This is a genomic window from Natrinema halophilum, from assembly GCF_013402815.2.
Taxonomy (GTDB): Archaea; Halobacteriota; Halobacteria; order Halobacteriales; family Natrialbaceae; genus Natrinema; species Natrinema halophilum.
Window position 1 is genome coordinate 1871076 of sequence record NZ_CP058601.1, and the last position, 20471, is coordinate 1891546.

A 20471-nucleotide genomic window follows, 5' to 3' on the forward strand; every position below is an offset into this window, starting at 1 on the left:
TGCTGGCGGGGGTTGTCAAACTATCGGGCACGAGTGACCGAAGAGTGGACGACGTGATCGGGGTCTCCAGTTACTCTCGGAGCTCGCGCAACGTTTCGCGACCCGGTGCGATCAGTTCGTCGAGATAGCTCGCGAGCGTTCCCTTCGCGTCTGCAGGGTGGAGTTCGCCCGACTCGAGATCCGCGGCCAGATCCTCGTACACATCGTATGTCAGATCGCCGCCGTACTTGTCCGGTCGCTCGACGACGATTTCATCGAATCGCGGGAAGATGTGGTACTCGAAGAGTTCGAGGACGGGGTTTTCGAGGTCACCGTCGGGATCGCGCGTCGGCGGGCAAAACGCCGAATTGACCTTCTCCTCCAGGTCGTCCGTGGAGTCTTCCATCGAGATGGTGACGCCCTCGCTCGAAGACATCTTGCCCTCGCCGCTTTCGAGGTCGGCGACGATGGGGGTGTGAATGGCGGGCCGGACCTCGTAGTCGAGTTCGGGGAGTTTCTCGCGGGCGAGCATGTGGACCTTGCGCTGGTCTAAGCCGCCGACCGCCAGATCGAGGTCGAGATACTCGATGTCCAGCGTCTGCATCAGCGGGTACACGAGGTGGCTCACCTTGGCAGCTTCGTCGCCCTGCAGTTCGGCCATCGCGCGCTGGGCGCGGTTCATCGTCGTCTCGACCTCGAGAGCGTGGAGGTCGAGTACGTAGTCGTCCTCGAGTTGGAACTCGGAGCCGTAGACGAACTCGGTGTTCTCTTCGTCGAGCCCGTATGCGAGGAACTGGGCTTTCATTTTCTCGGCGGTATCCCGAATCTCCTCGAAACTCCCCTTCCCGTTGAGGTAGGCGTGGACGTCCGCCAGCAGAACCACGACCTCCATTCCTGCGTCCTGCAGGTCGATGAGTTTATTCGCGGTGAGCAGATGGCCGAGATGGAGCACGCCCGAGGGCTCGTAGCCGACGTAGGCGCGTTTCCCCGCCGGGTCCTCGGCGAGGTCGCGGACCTCCTCGTCGGTGACGACCTCCTCGGCGTTTCGCGTTAGCAACTCGTAGGCGTCCATATGTGGACTGAAACCGGAGGAGGAATTTATACCTCTTGAAAACGCATCCGACTCGAGCCGATCGAACCCCGATGCGCTCAGTACGGGTACAGTCCAAGTTCGGTCGCTCTGACCGGGACGCGAGTCCCGCCGAGGAAGACACCAGTAGCACCATTTCCAGCCTCGAGGAGCCTCGTCGGAGCCCCGTGGAGCAGATCCGCTCACCGACACACCTTGTTCGCCGAGTCGCTGGTGGCGGTCTCCGCTCGAGACGAGGTGACTCGAGTAAGCGGGCGAGTTGCCGCTCGTCTCGATGCCGGATACCGATTCGGCTCTTCTCCCCTCGAACGCGTGTAAAGCGCTGGTCGGACCAGAGAGGAATCAGGCCGATAGTTCGCGCAACGTCGTCGTGCCATCCTGCTGAACCCGGATACGGTACCCCTCGTAGTCGAACGCGATACAGGCGTCAGCCTCGTCGGGTGGCGGCGACGAGAACAGATCGGCGATGAGGGTATCGATACAGCCGTACACTGGGGTGAGGTTCAGTGGCTCGTCGTCGGTAAGATCGGCAACGACTTCGGCGAGTTGGCTCGCCGGATCGTCCCGTTCGGGGTTCAGCTGCCGCCGTATTACGTCGTCACCGGTGCCGTCGCTCAGTTCAGTCATTATCCGATATCGGAACGTCGGCAGCCGTCGGCGTAACGATTTCACCGGCTCTTGCGTGTCTCGCTTATCGGCTCTCGTCGCGTTCCCCGGCGTCCGCATCGTTCCGGTCGTCGCGCTCCGTTTTTCGTCTCGTAGCCGCAACCGGTACGCTCGAGTCGCGGACAGCCGCCCTCCCGACGGCCTGCCGAACACTCATACGTTCCGTCAGCGTAATCCCGCCGATCGATGAGCTACAGAGAAGACGTCGTGAACGCGTTTCGTCGAAGCGTTCTCCCGCAACTGCACTTTCTCCTGCGGGGGACGTTTGGCGGATACGCAGTCAGTCACACGACTGCCGACGAGTACGCACTCACGGCACACTGCTCGGAGGAGATCATCGAAGACATCCTCGAGGAGATGGGCTTTGCGCGCAACCCGATAGCCGCGCTCAAGGTACGGATGGACGGCAATACCTCCGAAGGATCGTGGGTGTGGCGACCGTCGCGATTCGCCGACGAGCAGTTGCACATCGTGTTGCACGATCTCGAGAACCAGTCCGGCGTCGACGTCTACGCTCACTGGGAGTGTTCGTGGGTCCGCCACCCCTACAGACACTACGTTGCCCGCGGCTACGACGCCGAGAAGGGCGTCGCACTCGCTCGCCGCTGGCTCGTCGACAGCGACGAACTAGAGTGCAGACCCGACGTCGATTACGAGATCGATAACTCGCTCGCACGTCGGTTGAGCGAATCCTTCTGGCTTTCGTACTATCGAGTGGAAGAAAAGAAAGCGGCGATCAGGTCGAAACTGCCGTTCGTCGACGGCGGAGACCGGTCCCCGATCGACGAGCGCGACGGTGCGCGCGATTCCGTTTCGCCGACGATCACGGGGAAGCTCTGACCGCAACCGACGGACGTCAGAGTTCGCCTGAACGGATCCGCTCCTCGGCGTCCTCGAGCGCGCGTTCGCGATCGAAGTTTGCGACGATCGTTCGCAGGTCGGCCTCGTCGGCGCCCGCCAACTCCAGTGCGTGGTCGGTCACGTTCGGCACTGCACGAATGATGTTGTCGACGATCGGCACGTCGGCGACCTGCGGCGATCGCGACAGCGGATTGAGATCGATGACGATTTCGGTCTTGCCCATCTCGTCGAGGGCCTCGGCGCGATCGCCGTCCTCGAGCGGGACGAGAACCACGTCGGCCTCGTAGATTCCGTCGGCGTCGACCTTCGACCGCTCGTGATCCAGATTCGGAATGTGCGCGTCGGCCTCGAGCCCTTTTACCTCGTCGGCTCCGTGCTCACGGAGGTGATCGACGATGGCATCGATTCGCTCGGGGGTGCGGTTGAACAGGTTCACCTCGAGGTCGGCGCCCGTTGCCTCGGCGAGTTCGACCATCTCTCCGGGGACGAGCGCAGCGACGTTGCCGTTGATCGAGAGCACGGGGTGGTCCGCGAGCAGGAGGTGAGCCGCGGCCGCCCGTTCGGCGTCGTCCGCGCTGGGGATGGTCTCCTCACCCAGCAGGTAATCGAACGCGCTGCCACGTCCCTCAGCGTGCATCCCCTGGAGGTGGGTAATTCCTTTTTCGACGCCTGCTTCGATCCGATGGCGGGTGAGTAGATCCTGATATCTGGGGTGGTCCTCCGGGATCTCCTCCTCGTGCTCGACGTCGGCGGAGACGGTGTCGTAATCGCTCACGGTCGATCACTGGGTTCGGCCGATAAAAAACGGCCCGATCGGACGCCGAGTGTCCATCGGCCGGCGATCGGTCGCCGCTGCCGGTCGAACTCGATCGCACCCTCGCCCAGAGGGGTATAAACTACCGATATGTTTCCTGGAAATTCACTCACTCGTCTCGGCAATTGAGCGGAGTCTCTCCTTGGCTTCCAACACTCGTCACCGTCACGATTGTGGATTTGAAACTCGCTTTCCAACCCGGAGAACTCACGCCAGAATTTATCCATCCTGCACTAGACGTTGAACTTAGAAACATGAAATCAGTCATCAAAACAGGGGGAGAAGAATAACACCTATGATCTCGCTTAAGTCCCTCAGTGGTGATGACCACTGGGTCTCGTTTCTTATTGGAGTCATCACTGTTGTTATCTCATATGGTATGTTGTCAATGCCGTGGTACTGGGCACTAGTCGCTGGCATGTTAATCTCTGGTATAGTCGACATGGCGATCAAAGAGGTTCCGCCAGATCCAGACGAGTATGATCCAGATCAGTATGAACTGTGGGATATAGCATTTGGAGAATCCCAGAACAGTTATGAAAGTAGTATTGAAGGATCGCCCACAGAGGACGCTACTCCTCTGGAAACACTCCGTGAGCGGTATGCTCGCGGAGAACTAACCGATGAACAATTTGAAAAGAAGGTTGAACGGCTGTTGGAAACTGAGTCGTTGAATACTGCTGAAGAACGAGAACAAGCTAGAGACATACTCACCCAGCACAGTAGTTGATATCTTTCAAACTAATACTCCCATGTGATCAGTACCGAATTCGATAGCATTTGATTTTAGAAGGCGGAAAAAGACAGTATGTTGTGCAGCTACGGTATTGATATGAATTCGGTTGCGCAGCAGGTTGTAGGCGAAGATCACTGGATAAGCCTCGTAGTTGGTGTTGGCGTACTTGCACTCCTAGAACTAGCGACTCCTCTCGAATGGTACTATGTAATCACTGGAGGTGCGTTAGCGTCCGGGATTGCTGAGATAGCGGTAAGAGGACTTCCTGAAAAATAACACGATTTTGAGCGGCTATTCAGCAGAAATCGATAGCGTGGCAGGCACCTGTCGAAAGCCCTCCGGATCCACACGCAATCTTACCCAGTTGCTGTGGAAGGGCATAACAGAGTCCTGCACAGCCTCCGCCGATACCCGGATTGCTAATGTCGTAATCGCTCACGGTCGATCACTGGGTTCGGCCGATAAAAAAACGGCCCGATCGGACGCCGATCGGGTTTCGTCGCCGTCGAGGTGCCTCTAAAACGTCGACTCGCTCGCACCGTCGTCTGTGCCGACGCACAAATGCGGACGCCAAATCGGCGATTTTGGAGCTGTTCTTATAAACGAGCGATAAGTTTCGCGCACAGGTACACGTCCGTCCCGGCCCCACTCGAACGCATGGCCACACAAAAGCGAGATCAGCCCGTGGAGACACCAAACGGCGTCGGTTCGGTGGGCGAGGAACACGAGGACCATCTCGAGCGCAGTCGGGCGGTGTGGGATCGCTGGAGCGACCACTACGGAATGAGCGAGAAAGACTTCGAACCGATTCGCGAGCGGGCGATCGATCAATTGGCCCTCGAGCCGGGCGATCGCGTGCTCGATGTCGGCTGCGGTCCGGGCGTAAACTTCGAGCGCATACGCAACGAAATCGGTGCGGACGGCGAACTAGTCGGCGTCGATTACAGCCCGGGAATGCTCGAAAACGCACGGACGCGGATCGAGAAACACGGCTGGAAGAACGTTCGTGTGCGTCGGGCCGACGCGACGACGGCCGAGTTCGACGCGCCGTTCGATGCGGCACTCGCAACGCTTTCCCTCTCCGTCATGCCCGACGTTCGCCGTGCCACGGAGACTGTCCATCGGTCGCTCGTCCCTGGCGCACGGTTTGCGGTCGTCGACGTCCGGCCGGTCCCGAGCGGACCCGCTCGAGTCCTGAACCCACTCATCTGGCGGTTCTTTCGCTGGTACGCAAACTGGAATCCCGATGGCGACGTCATGGACTCGATCGACGCCGTCTTCGATGACTTCGAGATCGTCGACACTGCCTTCGCTGGCACCGCGTACGCCGCAATCTGTTCGAAACGAAACGGGGACTGACCGGACCGGTTCTACAGTCCGCCATCGAGGACTCGTTCGACGGCGTTCGCTTCGCCGCGACGGACGAGTTCCGAGGCAGTCGAGACGGCACACTCGAGTTCGTCCGCAACGGCCTCGATACCGGCCTGCCGCGGGACTTCGTAGAATCCGACGTCCCAGGCGGCCTGCAGGGCCGCCAGCTGCCGATCGGAAACAGCCGTCTCGGTAACCGTCACCTCGTCGCTCACCCAGCGGATATCGAACGTTACGTCCGCGGAGAGATCATCGACGACGCCGTTGAGGTCCGTCGGATGGTCGACGACCGTCATCCGAATCGTCCGATCGGAGCGGATCTCGATCGGCGGAACGATGACGACGGTGTCCTGCGAGAGCGCGTTCAGGAGCGACAGCCCATCAGATCCGAGTTCCCGCCGAAGGTAGAGGAAGAACCCGTCCTCGGAGCGCGTCATGTCGTACTCGAGTACCGGCTCGTGCTCGAGCAATAGCGGCTCGTAGGCCTCCGGATCGCCGTACACGAACGACGTAATCGTCTCCACGCCGTCTACGGCCTGCCCGCCGACGATGACCTCGCGATCGATATCCGGCGACGAACAGATGCCGTCGTGTATCGGAGGCGTCGTCTCTTTCGTATACTGTAATTCAATGCACATCGATTTCATGGTTCGAGATTGCGCTCGTTCCGTATAAATTCCCGATAGGTATCGCGGGGAATCTGATCGGGATCGCCTGGCTACGAACGGTATGGACGTTCGACTACCAAAGCGATGGGTACGGCGCGTGCTGATTCTGGCCCCATTCCTCATCGTCGTGGCGTATTTCCGGTACCGCAATGAGTCCGATTCGTCACCGAATCCGCGACCGCGAGATCCGATTACCGAACGTGATGCGACTGCGTTTCTCATTCCTCGGCGGATCGAGCCCGGCCACGTCGAGACGATCCGCGATCACGTCTCGAGGACCGTCATCGGGAGCGATCCGGACCGATTGTTGCGAATCGACGGGGCGAGCACCGCATCACTCTGTCTCGATCAGGGTCGCGACCCGCCGGAAATCGTCTGGTACGTCGAAATACCGAGCGCCGTCGTCGGGGAGTGGGACGATCCAGAATCGCGGGTCGGAGACGCGTTTCCCGTCGAACACGAGCGAATCGGTCCCACCGTCGAACCGGTCGATCGGGACCTGCTCGTTCACGCCGCAAATCCGTCGCGGCCGCGATCGATCGTCCCCGACGAACGAGGACCGGTCGATCCGACCGCGCCGGCCGCTGTCCGGCGTGTGGAGGTCGAACTGGTCCGGATGCGTCTCGAATCCGGGCTTCCGGAGCGGCTCGCTGACCGGTTCGCGCGCGTCTCGCGACGAGTGGCCGCCGGCGAGGTGGATCTCGGCCCCGTCGAAACGTGGAGTCTCGACATGCTCGAGGCGGAAGCCATGTTTACGGAATCTGTCTTCCTCGAGCGCCGCCTGAGCGGCTACGAACTCGTCCAGTACATGGAGGCGAGCGAAATGCGGCGAGTGTACGACGTCTACGACGATAGCTGGAATCCGGTCGCTCGGCTGTCGGCGGTCGTTCTCGACCTGGGACTGGACGATCCGAGTTGTATCCTCGACTATCCACTCGAGAGCGATTTCGAGGCGATCGCACACGTCGTCCACCCGAATCGACCCCGTCGGGTCGGAGAGCGTCGGGCGGAGGAAAAAGAAGATCGCTCGGGAGACTGATATAGTAGTCGCGCCGGCCGCGCCGTCACTCCGTGAAGGTGATCCAGCCCTCCGGGGCCTGTGCTTTCACGTCGTTCATCGCCTCCCGGGCGGCGGTCCGGGTCTCGTAAGTCTGGGTGCTTTCGGCCATCGTCGCACCGTACTCGTCGATCAGCTGCCAGACCCAGCCGTCGTCGTCGGTGTGGAGTTCGAACGAAACGCTGTCTATCTCGAGGATGCTCGCCGATTCGATCAGGTCGCGGACGTTCTCGAGGGCTTCGCGGACGTCTTCGGACGTGTCGTGGGCTTCCGATCCGGTGGCAACGGTCCGGCCATCTTCGTCGATGAGCCGCCAGCGCCAGCGGTCGTCCTCGTCGGCGACGAGTTCGAAGGAGGCGACGTCGAAGTCGACGCGGCCGGCCATCGGTGCGAGCTGGCGGACTTCCTCGATCGCATCGAAGAGATCGTCCTTGCTCGAAACGGTCCCGACCGTTTCGGCGAGCACCTCGCGGTCGCGATCGACGAGCTCCCAGGACCAGTCGTCGTCTCCCACGGGTCGAATAACGGCATCTTCGATCGAGAAGATGGGTGCGTCAGCGGCGTGTTCCCCGAGGTCTTCGACCCCGGCCATCGCCGCCTCGCGGTCGTTCCAGGACACGCTCGAATCGGCGATCTCGTTGCGGTCGCGGTCGAGCAGTCGGAAGTGCCACTCGTCGGTGCCGTACAATTGGACGGACACGTCGCCGATCGTGTAGGATCGGGCTGACGCCGCAGCCTCGCGGACGTCGTCGAGACTGTCGACTAGTTCGTCGCGAGTCGAATACGCATCGCCGTCGACGGCGACGGTTTCTCCGGCCGGCATAACGAACCGCCAGTGCCAGTCCTCGTTCGCAAACGGCTGGAAGATCGAACGATCCATCGTCCGCACGTCGGAGTCGAGGTGCTCGAGCAGCCGATCCATCGCCTGACGGGCGGCGCTTCGTGTCGGATGCGTCGACGGGTCCTCGGCGACGAGCTTCCCGCCCTCGTCGATGAGTCGCCAGCCCCATTCGTCGTTTTCGTTGACGAACAGCTCGAACGCCGCGGTCTCGATCTCGAGCAGTTCGGCGTCGGGGGCCTGTTCTTTCAGCGTCATCATCGCTTCGGCGGCCTCGCCGCGAGAGGTGTGTTCCTCGCCGCTATCCGCCAGTACGTTGCCGTCCTCGTCGATGAGCCGCCAGCGCCACTCGCCGGAGTCGGCCTCGTAGACCTGGAACGCTGCGTTCTCGAACTCGATGAGATCGGCTTCGCTGGCCTGTTGGCGAACGCGCTCGATCGCGTCCGCCGCCGCCTCCGCGTCCGCGTGGGGCTCCGTACTCCCGGCGACGATCTCGCGGTCGTCGGTGACGAGTCGCCAGTGCCACGGACTGTCCTCGTCGGCTTCAGACCCGTCGTCAGTGACCGTCCCGCCATCTGCGACTCGTTCGGGGTCTTCGACGGTCGCCGGAAGCGTATCGTCCCCGTCGTACGTGAATTCGTCGGCGTCGGATCCGCTCGCCGATTCGGGGGCCGGATACACTTCGTACTCAGCGTCGTCGATTTCGACGACGTCGGCTTCGCGCGCATTTTCGCTAAATTGGTCGGCCAATCGTTCCGAGCCGCCGAGTTCGGACGTCCTGTCCGGACTCCGCGCGACGACGTGTTCGTTCGCGTCGACGAGGCGGTAGCGCCACTCCTCGCCCGACTCGTAGAGTTCGTACGTCGGTTCGCCGGCCACGGTGATCGAGGCCGATTCCAGACCGGGCAGCAACGCTTCGGCGGCCTTCTCGGCGTCGCGTCTGGCGTCGAACGAGTCCGTACTGGTCGCGAGGACCGTGTCGTCCGCGTCGACGAATCGCCAGGTCCAGCCGTCCGCCCCCTCACAGAGCTCCACGCCGACGTGTTCGACGTCGAGGACGCGTGCGCGATCGAACCGCTCGGCGAACGTACGGGCGGCCTCTTCGGCGCGTTCCTGGGTCGGGTGGCCCGTCTCGCTCGAGGCCAGCGGCGTCCGATCGTCGTCGACCAGTTGCCAGTACCACCGATCCCGGCGTTCCTCGTACGTGAACGCGGCACCTTCGATTTCGATAACGGCGGCTTCGGGGCCGCGGTCTTTCAGAAAGCTTACCGACTCCTCGGCGCCGTCGCGCTGGTCGAATTCGCCTGCACAGGAGCCGACGATCGAGCCGTCGTCGCGCGCGAGGGTCCACTGCCACGTCCCGTCGCGATCCTCGTACAGCCGGAACGCCGAGGTCGTCAGTTCCATCAGTCCCGCGGAGCTGATCTGGGACTTGACGCGCTCGATGCTCTCCGTGGCGTCAGGTCGGGTCACGGCACTCTCGTTGCTCTGGGCCAGCGCCTCGAGGTGGAGGACGTGCCACTTCCAGTCACCGGTCTCGTCACGAAAGACGGCAAACTGAGCGCTTTCCATCGCGTCACCGGTGAGTATCGGCGGATCTTCGGTCTGGCCTTCCTCTGCGACGAACATCCCTTTTTGCCCGGTGAGGACGGGAACGAGTGCGGTAACGCCCGCGATGACCCCGATCCCGAACGTATAGACGGAAATTACTTCGACGCTGTAGTCCGTCCCGAGTGCCCGCCAGTTGTACGGGTAGGCCCACCCGAAAAATCCGACTCCCGCAAACGAGATGAGCAGGCCGACGAAGCTTGCCTGAATTCCTCGCTTTCGCACCGGAAGCATCAGTACGATTCCGAACAGACAAAACGCGAGTCCTGTCGCGGCCGTGATCCCGGAGATCTTGATTAGCGCGTAGGAGTTCGCCTCACCCGCGTATCCGACGACGAAGGTCGCGACGCCGGCTGCCCCGATAATGTAACCGACGATGAACAGCCAATAGCCGTAGACGTCCTTGCTCGAGTCAGGTTCGCCGACGTAGTGTTCGTACAACTGAAACAAACTTTGCTGAATGTCAGTTCGTGAAGCCATTGCCAAACTTGACCGGATAACTTGAACGCACCATAATAAAGTTCTGGCTACCAATCATATTTCTATCATGTGCTCCCGGCCCGCTATTTGCCGGTGGTAATCGACTGCAGGTGGAGGGCTCGTCTGAACGTAACACGGACTCGAAGGAACGAAAACCGTGTTCCGGCGGACTGATGTGACTGCGTCGCTAGAAGAGAAATTGGTGGGGAGCCGCGATCGAGAGTGAGGCGTCGCGTAAACACGTCGAATAAATCATAGTTGTCTCGCCGGTTGGCGACACGGAACCGTTACTCGTATGTCGACTGATAGAAATCGAGGGACCGCCCCTACCGCAACATGGCACCGGCAGGATGGGTTGCACAGACGGATGGATCGTAGCCGGCGTCGGAGAGACCCGTCCCGAGCGCGAAGACCGTTTCGCCGAGCATCGCCATCGACGCCTGTCCGTCGACCGCCGATACGTCCGCGATCGTTTCGGTGACGCGCTCAGTTAGCAACTCGGCTTCGCGTGCGAACAGCCGCGAGGCGTACATGAACGACAGCAGGGTCGGCTCCTCGACGACCCTCGAGAGCGCCTGTTTTCCGGCAGCCGTCAGCTGATCGGTATCGTTCGAGAGAACGTCGGCTGTCGAGAGACCACCGAAGGAGACGTATTCTACGCGCGCCCGCTCCGGAATCGCGTCGAGGTGGTTGTCCTGTGGACCCCCGGGCTCGAGACGAATCGGGACGCCGCCGTGAGCCTGCGCCACTACGTCGCCGAGTCCCGTCCCGGCCTGCACCTCGGCACCGTGGGCGATCGTCACGAGTTCGTTCATCGAGAGTTTGCGTTCGAACACGCGGTTCCCTGCGAGTGCCGTTCCGAGCGCCATCGCCCCCGAAATGCCGAATCCGGCTCCGATTGGTAGTTCGGCGTCTGCTTCGACGCGGGCAGTCGCGTCGAGCGTCTCTAGAACGGTCACCACTGGATCGATGTTGATTTCCGTCCCGTTCAGCACGACGCTCGATTCGTCGCCCGTGGCGGGTTCGACTGTCAATTCGACACCGTCCGTCAGCGTCAGTCCTGCACCCCGTGAGCCAGCTTTGGTCGGATCCTCGTCCGGGTGGGCGCTGAAAAAGCCAGTGATGTGACCGGGTACGAACGCGGTCGCCTCCTCACGCATTACGCGCCCGATTTCGGCCCGAGCGATATAACCTTGCGGTTCTCCGTGCCATATGGCCGAGTCCACATCTCATCGGAAGCAGGTTCGGGACGAAAACGGTGAACCTCGGACGCGATCGAGAACCTGCGGCTCGATTTCGATAGTTCCGAGTTTTATTCCACATTTTTGATATGATCAAATATAGTATACGGGACGTCACTTGAATACACGTCCTTCAGAGAAAGAACGTTCAACAGGATGTTCGTGGAACAGCGTTTGAGTCATGCCAACAAATGATTTTCGAAGTGAACGACAGATGCACGAATCGACGACAGACCGACGAACGTTCCTGAAAGCCACTGGCACGACGATGGTGGCGGGGCGAGTCTAGTCGCCGCGACCGGTTCGGCGTCAGCAGGATGGAGCGGGCCCGACGTGATCGAGGTCGACGAAGGATGGTTCGGCGACTGGAGCGCCGACGAACGCTTTCCCGTCACGGACGAATTGCTCGTCTTCATCCACGGCTGGTTCGGTGACGCGACCGTCAGGTCGCAGGCATCGACACTCGAACGGTCACTGGAATCCGGGGGATATTCGCCGGACGAAACTGCCGCCATCCAGTGGCCGGCAACCACCCTCGATTCCGCCGGTGCGGAGTCCGACACCGAAGACGTCGGCGCGGTCACGGCCACCCTCACCGAGGAGTTCTACGACGCGGGCGGGGGTGCCGTCCGCCTCGTCGGCCACTCGCTTGGCGGCCGGTGCGCCTACTGGACGCTCACCGAACTCAGCAGTGGCTACGAGATCGAGACGGTTGCAGGGCTCGGTACCGCCGGGTACAGCCGAGAAATCTGTGGCGGCCCGTTCGAGGCCGGCCTCGACAACGCCTGTGCGGTCCGGAACTATCACTCCCGGAACGACCCGGTGCCCGAGTATTTTTACGGCGGATACGGCGACACCGCCCTCGGACACGACGGCGCGGACTGCGATCCGTCGTCGAACTACACCGACGTCGACGTCTCTGGCGGCGTTTTCAGTCACCTGTCGTATCTGGACGACGACGCGGTGGGAACCGATCTCGCCGGTGCCATCACTACCGGCTCCTGTACAGATTGATGCGGATCAGTATCAGTGAGTGGCGTACCGCGACGACCGGTCGATGACTGGATTCCGAGCCCGGTCTCTCACATGTTCGCAAAACTCTCACACTGCGAGGGTCGCGCCGACTCTCGGGTCCGTCGCCTACCGCCGCAGACGCTGCGGTCTGGCGAGACCTCTTCGCCTAGGGGCTCAGACGCTGACGATCCCGCGGGAAGAGAACCGCTTCCCGAATGTTCTCGAGGCCGAGAATCGTCATGATGAGCCGCTCGCCGCCGAGACCGAAGCCGGCGTGAGGTGGCATCCCGTACTTGAACATCTTGGTGTAGTACTCGAACTGGTCGGGATCGAGGCCCTGCTGTTCGAAGCCTTCGATTAAGTTTTCGTGGCGGTGTTCGCGCTGACCGCCCGAAACCAGTTCCATCCGCGGGTGCATCAAGTCGAAACCGGTCGACAGGTCCGGATCGTCGTCGTGGTCTTTGATGTAGAACGGCTTGATCTCGCTCGGCCAGTCCGTGATGAAGTAGTGGCCGCCGACGTCCTGTCCGAGAGCCTTCTCAGCCTCGGTCGAGAGGTCGTCGCCCCAGACCAGCTGTTCGTCGAGTTCGTCCGTCGCGTTGATGCGCTCGATGGCCTCCTCGTAGCTGAGACGGGGGAACTCTTCGTCGGGTGCTCCGAACTCGTCTTCGAGATCCAGCGCCTCGAGTTCGTCGCCGCAGTGTTCGTCGACGGCTTCGTACGCCGCTTTCACGACGCCCTCGACGACGTCCATGGCGTCGTTCTGGTCGCAGAACGCGCCTTCGAAGTCGATCGAGGTCGCCTCGTTCAGGTGCCGGGGCGTGTTGTGTTCTTCCGCGCGGAAGATCGGCCCGATTTCGAAGACGCGTTCGACGTTCGAGCCCGCGATGAGTTGCTTGAACAGCTGCGGGGACTGGTTCATGAACGCTTCCTCGCCGAAGTAGGTGATCGGGAAGAGTTCGGTGCCGCCCTCGGTTCCGGTGGCGACGATCTTCGGCGTGGTGATCTCCGTACAGTCGAACTCGCGGAACTGATCGCGGACCGCGCGGAGAATCTCGGAGCGGATCTCGAATATCGCCTGAACGTCTTCCTTGCGCAGATCGAGCGTCCGATTGTCGAGTCGTGTCGAGAGGTCGGCGTCGACCTTGCCGGAGGGATCGAGCGGTAGTTCGGGATCGGCCGGCGCGACGACTTCGAGGGACTCCGGCGTGATCTCGACGCCCGTCGGCGCCCGCGGTTCCGCTTCGACCGCACCGGAGACCGTCACGACGCTTTCGCGGGAGACGTCGAGGCCCGTCTCGACGAGGTCGTCGTCCATCTCGTCTTTCTCGAACTTGATCTGGATCTTCCCGGTGCTGTCCCGGAGGATCAGGAAGGCGATTCCCCCGAGATCGCGGATCTCATGGACCCAGCCGGCAACGGTGACCTCGTCGCCCGGCTCGGCGTCGGCAGTATGGGTTCTGTCCTGCATACCTCCCGGTTCACGTAGCCGGAACTTAAGCACAGTCGTTCGGAGTTGCGATCGCCTCAGCGAACGATCTCGCGGACCGAAAGCGGTTCGACGTCGAGAATGTTCACCGCTTCGACCGGTCGGGTGTCCACCGTCCTCGAATACGGGGTATTTCGTTTCGTTCCCACGAACGGTGTATCCGTCGACCTGGGACCGAAACGGTCTCAGCCCCCGAATTTTTGTCGCTTGCTACGTAGTCATCGGCCATGGACGAACTCGAGCGCCTCGCGACCGAGGTGCGGCGCGCGGAGACTGTCGTCGCGTTCACCGGGGCGGGGATCTCCGCACCCTCCGGCGTACCCACCTTCCGTGGCGACGACGGCGTCTGGAAGAAATTCGACGAAGGGCAGTTCACCTACGGCCGGTTTCAAGCCGATCCGGAGGGATTCTGGGCCGACCGCGTCGAGTTGCAACGGGAGATGTTCGACGAGGAGTACGAACCGAACGCGGCCCACGAGGCGCTGGCCGCGATGGGTCACGACGGCGACCTCGAGGCGATCCTCACGCAAAACACGGACGGGTTACACGACGACGCGGCCGCAGCCACCCGCAAGGACGACGACGCGGCCGCAGCCACCCGCGAGGACGACGACGCGGCCGCAGCCACCCGCAAGGACGACCTGGGTGACGACGGTACCGAGACACCCATTCTCGAGCTTCACGGCAACTCACAGCGAGTGCGCTGTACCGACTGCGGCAAACGGCAGAACGGAGATCCGATCTTCGAACGCGCAGCCGACGGCGAACTGCCGCCGACCTGCGACTGCGGCGGCGTCTTCAAACCCGATACCGTTCTCTTCGGTGAACAGCTTCCTGGCGCGGTCATCCAGCGGGCCCGCTCGCTCGCCTGCAAGAGCGACGTGTTCCTCGCGGTCGGTTCCTCGCTCGTCGTCGAACCCGCCGCGTCGCTTCCGCGGCTGGCTGCATCGACCGGTGCGACGGTCGGAATCGTCAACCTCGAGTCTACCCCGTGCGACGACGTCGCCGACGCGGTCGTTCGCGAAAACGTGACGACCGTCCTCCCGCGGCTTCGGGACCACCTCGAGTAGCCGACTGCACGACGGAGCAACGCGACGAAGCAACGTCCGAAGCGATTCGTCGACCTGCTCGAAAATTCGGTCTTCGATCAACGGCGCCCGTCCGCGACGCAGCCGTTCGCTGACGGCCTGCGTCGAGACGCCCGAGTTGGTCCGCGATCGTGGTGTCCGCGACGAGCGCACGATCGAGTCGTCCACGGTCGCGACAGCTGATCCAGCAGAAGGCGATCGACCGTGCGGGATCGAGGGCGTACTGGCGCTCGAATTCGACCTCCAGGTGGGCAGGGCCTCGAGAGTTGACCCGAGAACGAGCGCCGGTGACGACGCCTCGAACTCGGCGAGGGTGACGACGCCTCGAACTCGGGGAGGGTGACGACGCCTCGAACTCGGGGAGGAGACTCATGCCCGGTCGTGTACCACGAAGGGACAAAACAGTATCAGCCACTGCGACGGCGAGGGACGCGAGACGGCCGATCGCGGCCTACGCGTCGTTGGCCGCGACAACGGTTTCTCGAACCGCCTCTATTCCCTCGTCGTGTGCGAGGTCGCCGACGACGATGACGTCGGCGTACTGAGCCATCAAATGTGCGGAGTCGTAGTCGTGGATACCGCCGCCGTAGAACAACGTCGCTTCGTCGGTCGCGGCTGCGGTTGCCTCGACGACCCCCTCGTCGCCGAGCATACCGGAGTATTCGACGTACACGATCTCCTGGCCGAACATCCGCTCGGCGACCGTCGCGTAGGCGGCGACGTCGTCGGCGTCGAGATCGCAGTTCGCCTCTGTCAGCGTCGCCACGTCGGCTTCGGGATTCATCACGATGTACGCCTCGGTCGTCGTCCGTTCCCAGTCGAGGTCACCCTCGAGACGGACCCACTCCTTATGAGCTTCAGTAATCCAGAACGGTGAGCCGGCGTTGAATACGGTCGGAATGAAATAGCCGTCCAGCACGTCGTCCTCGAGGACGACGTCCGGGCTCGAGGGCTCCAGATAGAGGGCGACGTCGTGTTCGGCACAGGCCTCGATGACGGCACCCATATTCTCCCGGGTGATGCCCATGGTACCGCCGACTTCTATCGCGTCAGTGCCGGTCGCACAGAGATCGCCGTAGGTCACACCCTCGGGTAATTCCTTGTCGGGATCGATCTTGAGGATGTGGTTCCAGTCCTCCCAGGGGGTAGTCATACCGCGTCGTTTCCCGACAACCAGCAAAAACGCTACGGAACGGCCCCGTCTCGGAAACCACACGGTCGCCCGATACTCGAGCGGTGTCACCGAGCGTTCTCCCCGGGGCACACGGATGGGGCGGCTGCAGAGGGAGTCGGTTCGTGCCAAACCGAATCGGCCGACGCTGGGTCCTGACGACGTCCCGGTTCGCTGAGCGCGATCAGAGTTGTTCGGCGCTGATGGCCCTGAGCGAGCTGTCGTTCTCGACTTCCCAGATCCGCAGGACGAGGTGGGCCTTGCAGTAATACTCGGCGGTCTCGAGACCGGTCTGACCGTTCTCGAGGACGAGTTGGCACGTAGCCCCGTTCGAACATTCTGGTGAATGTTCACACATTGGTACTCGTTTCATCTACTCGGTTCGCAGTCAAGGCTCTGTCGGTAGCTGGGGTCGGTCCACGAGGGCCACTGTATTCCGTGCTAGCGATTCGGCCCCGTATACTGGGGGATACCACCGGCTGCAGACTCAGATTCCCTGTCCCATCAGGTGGCTTCGCAGCACGTCCGCCTCCTTGTTACCCGACCCGGTGTTGACGATGACGATCGTTTCGTCGCCGTCGAACGTGCCTCGTTCGGCCAGTTCCCACGCGCCGCTGGCCGACGCTGCGGCGCTCGGACTCATCTCGAGGCCCGTCGCTTGCGCCACCCGTACGGCAGCTTCGAGAACGTCCGGATCGTCAGTCGCAATCGCTCCGCCGTCGGTTTCTCGGATCGCATCGAGAACGCGAGGGCTCGCCGCGGGATCGGGTATCTCGAGTTCGCCACAGATCGTGTCCGGGTGCTCGACGGGCTCGTGTTCGTCGCGGTCGTCGTCGACGGCTTCCACGATCGGCGCACAACCGGATACCTGTGCGGCGTACAGTGCAGGGAGGTCGGCGATCAGGCCCAGTTCCTCGAGTTCGGTCGCGGCCTTCGCGAGGCCAACGAGTCCGGTGCCGGTTCCGGTGGGATAGGCGATTACGTCGGGAACGGCCCACTCGAGTTGCTCTGCGATCTCGTAGAAGAGGGTCTTTGCACCCTCGTGGCGGTATGGAGTCTCGAAGGCCCGGAGCGAGTACCAGTCGTCGTGTTCGGCCAGCCCCTCCTCGAAGGCACCGACGGCCTCGTCGAATCGACCGCCGACGACGTTCATGTCACCGCCGTGGACGTTAACCATGGCCTTGTTCGTAAAACCGGACCGGGAGGGGAGATACGCGTGTGCGTCAAGTCCCGCCCGACCGGCGTACGCCGCGACGGCCTGGCCACCGTTGCCCGTCGAGGGGAGTGCGACGTCGGTCGCACCACAGAGAGCAGCAGCCGTGACAGCGACCGACGCGCCACGGTCCTTGCTCGTTCCCGTCGGGTTCCGGCTCTCATCTTTGACGAATACGCGATCGACGCCGAGTTCGGCGGCCAGTTGGGGGCAGTCGACAAGTGGGGTCGCCCCCTCGTTCGTCGTCACCGCCGCTTCGCGCGGAAACGGAAGCAGTTCCGCGTAGCGCCACTGGGAATCGAACGACCGGTCGGCGAGCGTCTCGCGATCGAGGTCGATCGCGTCGTAGTCGTAGGTCGGCTCGAGCCATCCGGCACAGTCCGGACAACGGTGGGACCCCGCTTCGGCGTCGACGACGGCCCCGCAGTCGTCGCATTCGAGACCGACGAATGCGTCTGTCGTTTCCATATACGACTGTTCGCGGCTTCGAACTAAGGACTGTCCATCGCCGGGTCGTCGGTGAGCGCATCGACGAGCGCAGTCTATCGACGACGGCGACTATTCAGCGGGAAGAACAGCACCGTTTCGCAGCCACACACGAACGAGAGAACGGAGAGATCAGTTGTCGCCCGTCTTCGACTGCCACTCGTAGTCGCGGCGTTTGGCCGACTTGCCGAACCCACACGATGAGCACTGCTTTTTCTTCGAGTGATAGGACTTCTCGCCGCAGCGACGACACTTGACGTGAGTCGTCTTGTTCTTCTTTCCTTGGCTCGGGGTTCCTGCACCAGTCATGGAGTGATCGACACGACGTTATCGCCGCGTATAATGGTTGTGTCTTCGACCGGCGTTTCCTCTTCGACACTGCTCTCGACGGGGATCGTCACGTCGTCGAGCACAAGATTCATGTGCTGATCGTAGCCGGCGAGGTCACCGACGTACTCGTCGCCACTCTTGAGCCGTACCGTGACGCGTTCGCCGAGTGACGCCTCGAGGACATCCAGCGGTCGTCCACTCATACGAAACACCGCAGGTGATGGACACTTAATCGTACCGGTCCGAAGCCCCGGGACCTGAATCTGTCGGCAACGAGGGGTCATCCGCCGGTGCCGACGTTTGATTTGAGCTACCCACCACTAAAGCGGTGGGATTCAGCGTGGACTCCCGTTCTGACCTCAGATGAGGCAGGAGAATAGCCTCCGTTCACGTTCAACGACCCGCTGTTCAAGCGCACGCCCAAGGGTGCGCCTCCGTCGCCCCCAGTTTGGTTGCGACGGAGATACCGCAAGCCGATGTTCTTCGCAGCGTTGTAATCCGCGTGATTCTCGTACCCGCACTTCAGACACTCAACGACCTCACCATCGCGGTTGTCAGGGTGTGTGAACCCACAGTGCGAGCAACGCCGTGACGTATTCTCGGGGTCAACCAGCTCTCCGGAGATACCGTACTCGGCGGCTTTGTACTCGACGTACTCGTACAAGCGGTCAAACGCCCACTTGTGCCCCCACGATGCACCAGTCCGCTCACGTATGTCGGTCAAGTCCTCGAACGCAATCACGGAGCACCCGTTCTCACGAGCTTCAGCGACGAGTTCGTTGCTGATGCGGTGAAGCAGCAACGTGAACCGACCTTCTTCCTTTCGTCCGACGGACTGGATATTCTCGTGTGCCCAGCGCGTCCCGCATTGTTGGAGCGAGCCACGACGCTTTTCGTATTCTCTGCGCCAGTGATCGAACTCGTCGCCCGTCCAGAACGTGGCTGTCGAGGTGACGGCGAGGTTGTTCACGCCGAGGTCAACCCCGAGAACCGTTCCGTTCTTAGGTGTTGCCGGTTCCGACGTGTCGGACTCCACGTCCATCTTGCAGTGGACGTAAAGCGCCCAGTCGCCGTCTTGGGAGTGCAGTTCCGCACCCGTAATTTCGTATTCGTCTGAAAATAGGTACTCCGAGTGCGGTGTGTCACTATCCTCATCGGGCAATACGTAGTCGGCTTCGATTCGACCGTCCGTAGTGGCGAGGCTCACGTAGTCGTCGTGGAACGTCGCAGTGCGTTTGTCGTAGACGACATGTGGGCTGGTGAACTCGGGTTTGGATGCTTTCTTGCCGTTTTTCCAGCGTGCGACGACACTTTTGCAGGCTTCGGCGGCCTTGTTCCTCGCTGCTTGGACGAGACCGCCGTTGAAGCCGTCTGTTTTCTCGCGCACATCGTCGTAGGTTTCGTCGTCGAGCGTGGTTTTGCTGGTGGTAACGTACTCGCCTTGGAAGGCGTGGTCTACGACGTATTGCGCTGACCAGAGGAAGGTGTCTACGGTGTCTTCGAGGAGTACGGCGTCGTCGCTGTCCACATCGAGTGCAACGGGGACGGTACGCCGCACGCCCATATCTTATATGTATTACTGGTATTTCTTAAATAATGGGGAGTAGGCCTGCCACTGTAGCGTGGTTTGATTCAGGAGTGACGGATTCATCCCACGGCTAAAGCCGTGGGTTTTCTCCTGTATCTCGTATAACAGCGAACATCCGATCATTCGGCGGCTGTGCAATCGATTCGAGACCGATTTACGTTTTCGCCGGCACTATGATTCGGGGTGCGTTACTATAGCGAAAATTGAACCAAACGGCTAAGTGAGTACTCGTTGACCGTCGTCTCATGGGCGACACTAAATTTACCCTCATCGAACTACACATAGACGGCGAGACACGGTTCGGACTGGGATCGATCGGCGAAGCCCTGCCGATCGGCGGAACGGAATCGGTGGAAACGGAACGCGAAACCGACTCGGACGTAAGCGCCGTCGCAGACGAGGAGACGGGCGGATCGGGCAAGAGCGCCGTCGGTGCACTCGTCGCGCTCGTCGTTCTCGTCGGCATCGCCATCGCCGCGCGGAAGTTCCGCGGCGACGACGAACAACCGGACCTCGAGGCCGAAGACGAACCGGACGTCATCATCAACTGAGCAACGTCGGACACGATGGCGGTCGATATCGAATCGTCGGCTCGCCGAATCACCTCGTCGTGGAGGTCCCGACTCATCGACTCGCCGATCGGGCTGTAACTGTCAGCCGTCATCGGGACGTAACGCCGAGTC

21 protein-coding genes are annotated in these 20471 nt (G+C 61.7%); 7 read left to right on the plus strand and 14 right to left on the minus strand.

From position 1 onward, the window contains the following. Positions 1-70 precede the first annotated feature (70 nt). The 3 genes from HYG82_RS29870 to HYG82_RS44295 form a co-directional block, all read right to left on the minus strand. Complete coding sequence (locus HYG82_RS29870) at positions 71-1051, minus strand: tyrosine--tRNA ligase (protein ID WP_179260711.1); 981 nt, start codon at positions 1049-1051, stop codon at positions 71-73. 360 nt (positions 1052-1411) lie between these two features. After that, entirely contained in the window at positions 1412-1696 is a 285-nt protein-coding gene (locus HYG82_RS29875; RefSeq protein ID WP_179260712.1) for a HalOD1 output domain-containing protein, read from the minus strand. A gap of 64 nt (positions 1697-1760) precedes the next feature. Further along, positions 1761-1892: a hypothetical protein gene (locus HYG82_RS44295; protein WP_284145037.1), complete on the minus strand. Its 132-nt coding sequence runs from the start codon at positions 1890-1892 to the stop codon at positions 1761-1763. 29 nt (positions 1893-1921) lie between these two features. On the opposite strand from HYG82_RS44295, the gene HYG82_RS29880 reads away from it, so the two are divergent. Then, positions 1922-2575, plus strand: a complete 654-nt coding sequence (locus HYG82_RS29880) for a hypothetical protein (RefSeq protein WP_179260713.1) — start codon at positions 1922-1924, stop codon at positions 2573-2575. Positions 2576-2591: 16 nt separating this feature from the next. On the opposite strand, the gene HYG82_RS29885 is transcribed toward HYG82_RS29880, so the two are convergent. Next, entirely contained in the window at positions 2592-3371 is a 780-nt protein-coding gene (locus HYG82_RS29885) for a 4-phosphopantoate--beta-alanine ligase (RefSeq protein WP_179260714.1), read from the minus strand. A 334-nt stretch (positions 3372-3705) separates the two neighbouring features. Between HYG82_RS29885 and HYG82_RS29890 the strand changes: the two genes are divergently transcribed. Together HYG82_RS29890 and HYG82_RS29895 are read left to right on the plus strand one after the other, a co-directional pair. Next, positions 3706-4140 (plus strand): SHOCT domain-containing protein, encoded by a 435-nt coding sequence (locus HYG82_RS29890; RefSeq protein WP_235217867.1) that lies wholly within the window; start codon positions 3706-3708, stop codon positions 4138-4140. 663 nt (positions 4141-4803) lie between these two features. After that, positions 4804-5505: a class I SAM-dependent methyltransferase gene (locus tag HYG82_RS29895; RefSeq protein WP_179260715.1), complete on the plus strand. Its 702-nt coding sequence runs from the start codon at positions 4804-4806 to the stop codon at positions 5503-5505. An 11-nt stretch (positions 5506-5516) separates the two neighbouring features. Here HYG82_RS29895 and HYG82_RS29900 read toward each other — a convergent pair whose 3' ends face one another. Next, positions 5517-6164 (minus strand): helix-turn-helix domain-containing protein, encoded by a 648-nt coding sequence (locus HYG82_RS29900; protein ID WP_179260716.1) that lies wholly within the window; start codon positions 6162-6164, stop codon positions 5517-5519. An 82-nt stretch (positions 6165-6246) separates the two neighbouring features. Here HYG82_RS29900 and HYG82_RS29905 point away from each other — a divergent pair, with 82 nt between their 5' ends. Then, entirely contained in the window at positions 6247-7224 is a 978-nt protein-coding gene (locus HYG82_RS29905) for a hypothetical protein (protein WP_179260717.1), read from the plus strand. Positions 7225-7249: 25 nt separating this feature from the next. On the opposite strand, the gene HYG82_RS29910 is transcribed toward HYG82_RS29905, so the two are convergent. Both HYG82_RS29910 and HYG82_RS29915 read right to left on the minus strand, forming a co-directional pair. After that, complete coding sequence (locus tag HYG82_RS29910; RefSeq protein WP_179260718.1) at positions 7250-10168, minus strand: DUF1508 domain-containing protein; 2919 nt, start codon at positions 10166-10168, stop codon at positions 7250-7252. A 326-nt stretch (positions 10169-10494) separates the two neighbouring features. Next, entirely contained in the window at positions 10495-11328 is an 834-nt protein-coding gene (locus HYG82_RS29915) for a pantoate kinase (protein ID WP_179260719.1), read from the minus strand. A 414-nt stretch (positions 11329-11742) separates the two neighbouring features. Here HYG82_RS29915 and HYG82_RS29920 point away from each other — a divergent pair, with 414 nt between their 5' ends. Further along, positions 11743-12423 (plus strand): esterase/lipase family protein, encoded by a 681-nt coding sequence (locus HYG82_RS29920; protein WP_343233107.1) that lies wholly within the window; start codon positions 11743-11745, stop codon positions 12421-12423. A 166-nt stretch (positions 12424-12589) separates the two neighbouring features. Here the strand turns inward: HYG82_RS29920 and aspS are convergent, their stop codons facing one another. After that, positions 12590-13894 carry an aspartate--tRNA(Asn) ligase gene (gene aspS, locus HYG82_RS29925; protein WP_179260720.1) on the minus strand — a complete coding sequence of 435 codons (1305 nt, stop codon included), beginning with the start codon at positions 13892-13894 and terminating at the stop codon, positions 12590-12592. Positions 13895-14139: 245 nt separating this feature from the next. Here aspS and HYG82_RS29930 point away from each other — a divergent pair, with 245 nt between their 5' ends. Then, positions 14140-14982 carry an SIR2 family NAD-dependent protein deacylase gene (locus HYG82_RS29930; protein WP_179260721.1) on the plus strand — a complete coding sequence of 281 codons (843 nt, stop codon included), beginning with the start codon at positions 14140-14142 and terminating at the stop codon, positions 14980-14982. A gap of 469 nt (positions 14983-15451) precedes the next feature. Here HYG82_RS29930 and HYG82_RS29935 read toward each other — a convergent pair whose 3' ends face one another. The 6 genes from HYG82_RS29935 to HYG82_RS29960 form a co-directional block, all read right to left on the minus strand. Next, the gene (locus HYG82_RS29935) at positions 15452-16153 is read right to left on the minus strand and encodes a phosphoglycerol geranylgeranyltransferase (RefSeq protein ID WP_179260722.1); all 702 of its coding nucleotides are present in this window, start codon (positions 16151-16153) and stop codon (positions 15452-15454) included. 202 nt (positions 16154-16355) lie between these two features. Beyond that, entirely contained in the window at positions 16356-16529 is a 174-nt protein-coding gene (locus tag HYG82_RS29940; protein ID WP_179260723.1) for a hypothetical protein, read from the minus strand. Positions 16530-16658: 129 nt separating this feature from the next. Next, complete coding sequence (locus HYG82_RS29945) at positions 16659-17852, minus strand: threonine synthase (RefSeq protein ID WP_179260724.1); 1194 nt, start codon at positions 17850-17852, stop codon at positions 16659-16661. A 150-nt stretch (positions 17853-18002) separates the two neighbouring features. Further along, positions 18003-18179, minus strand: coding sequence for a 50S ribosomal protein L37e (locus HYG82_RS29950; RefSeq protein ID WP_179260725.1), 177 nt, complete (start codon positions 18177-18179; stop codon positions 18003-18005). Beyond that, positions 18176-18403: an LSM domain-containing protein gene (locus tag HYG82_RS29955; protein WP_179260726.1), complete on the minus strand. Its 228-nt coding sequence runs from the start codon at positions 18401-18403 to the stop codon at positions 18176-18178. Before HYG82_RS29955 ends, HYG82_RS29950 begins: the two co-directional genes overlap by 4 nt. A 107-nt stretch (positions 18404-18510) precedes the next feature. Further along, positions 18511-19764 carry an RNA-guided endonuclease InsQ/TnpB family protein gene (locus HYG82_RS29960; RefSeq protein WP_179260727.1) on the minus strand — a complete coding sequence of 418 codons (1254 nt, stop codon included), beginning with the start codon at positions 19762-19764 and terminating at the stop codon, positions 18511-18513. A gap of 269 nt (positions 19765-20033) precedes the next feature. Between HYG82_RS29960 and HYG82_RS29965 the strand changes: the two genes are divergently transcribed. Continuing rightward, entirely contained in the window at positions 20034-20339 is a 306-nt protein-coding gene (locus HYG82_RS29965) for a hypothetical protein (protein ID WP_179260728.1), read from the plus strand. Positions 20340-20471: the final 132 nt, after the last annotated feature.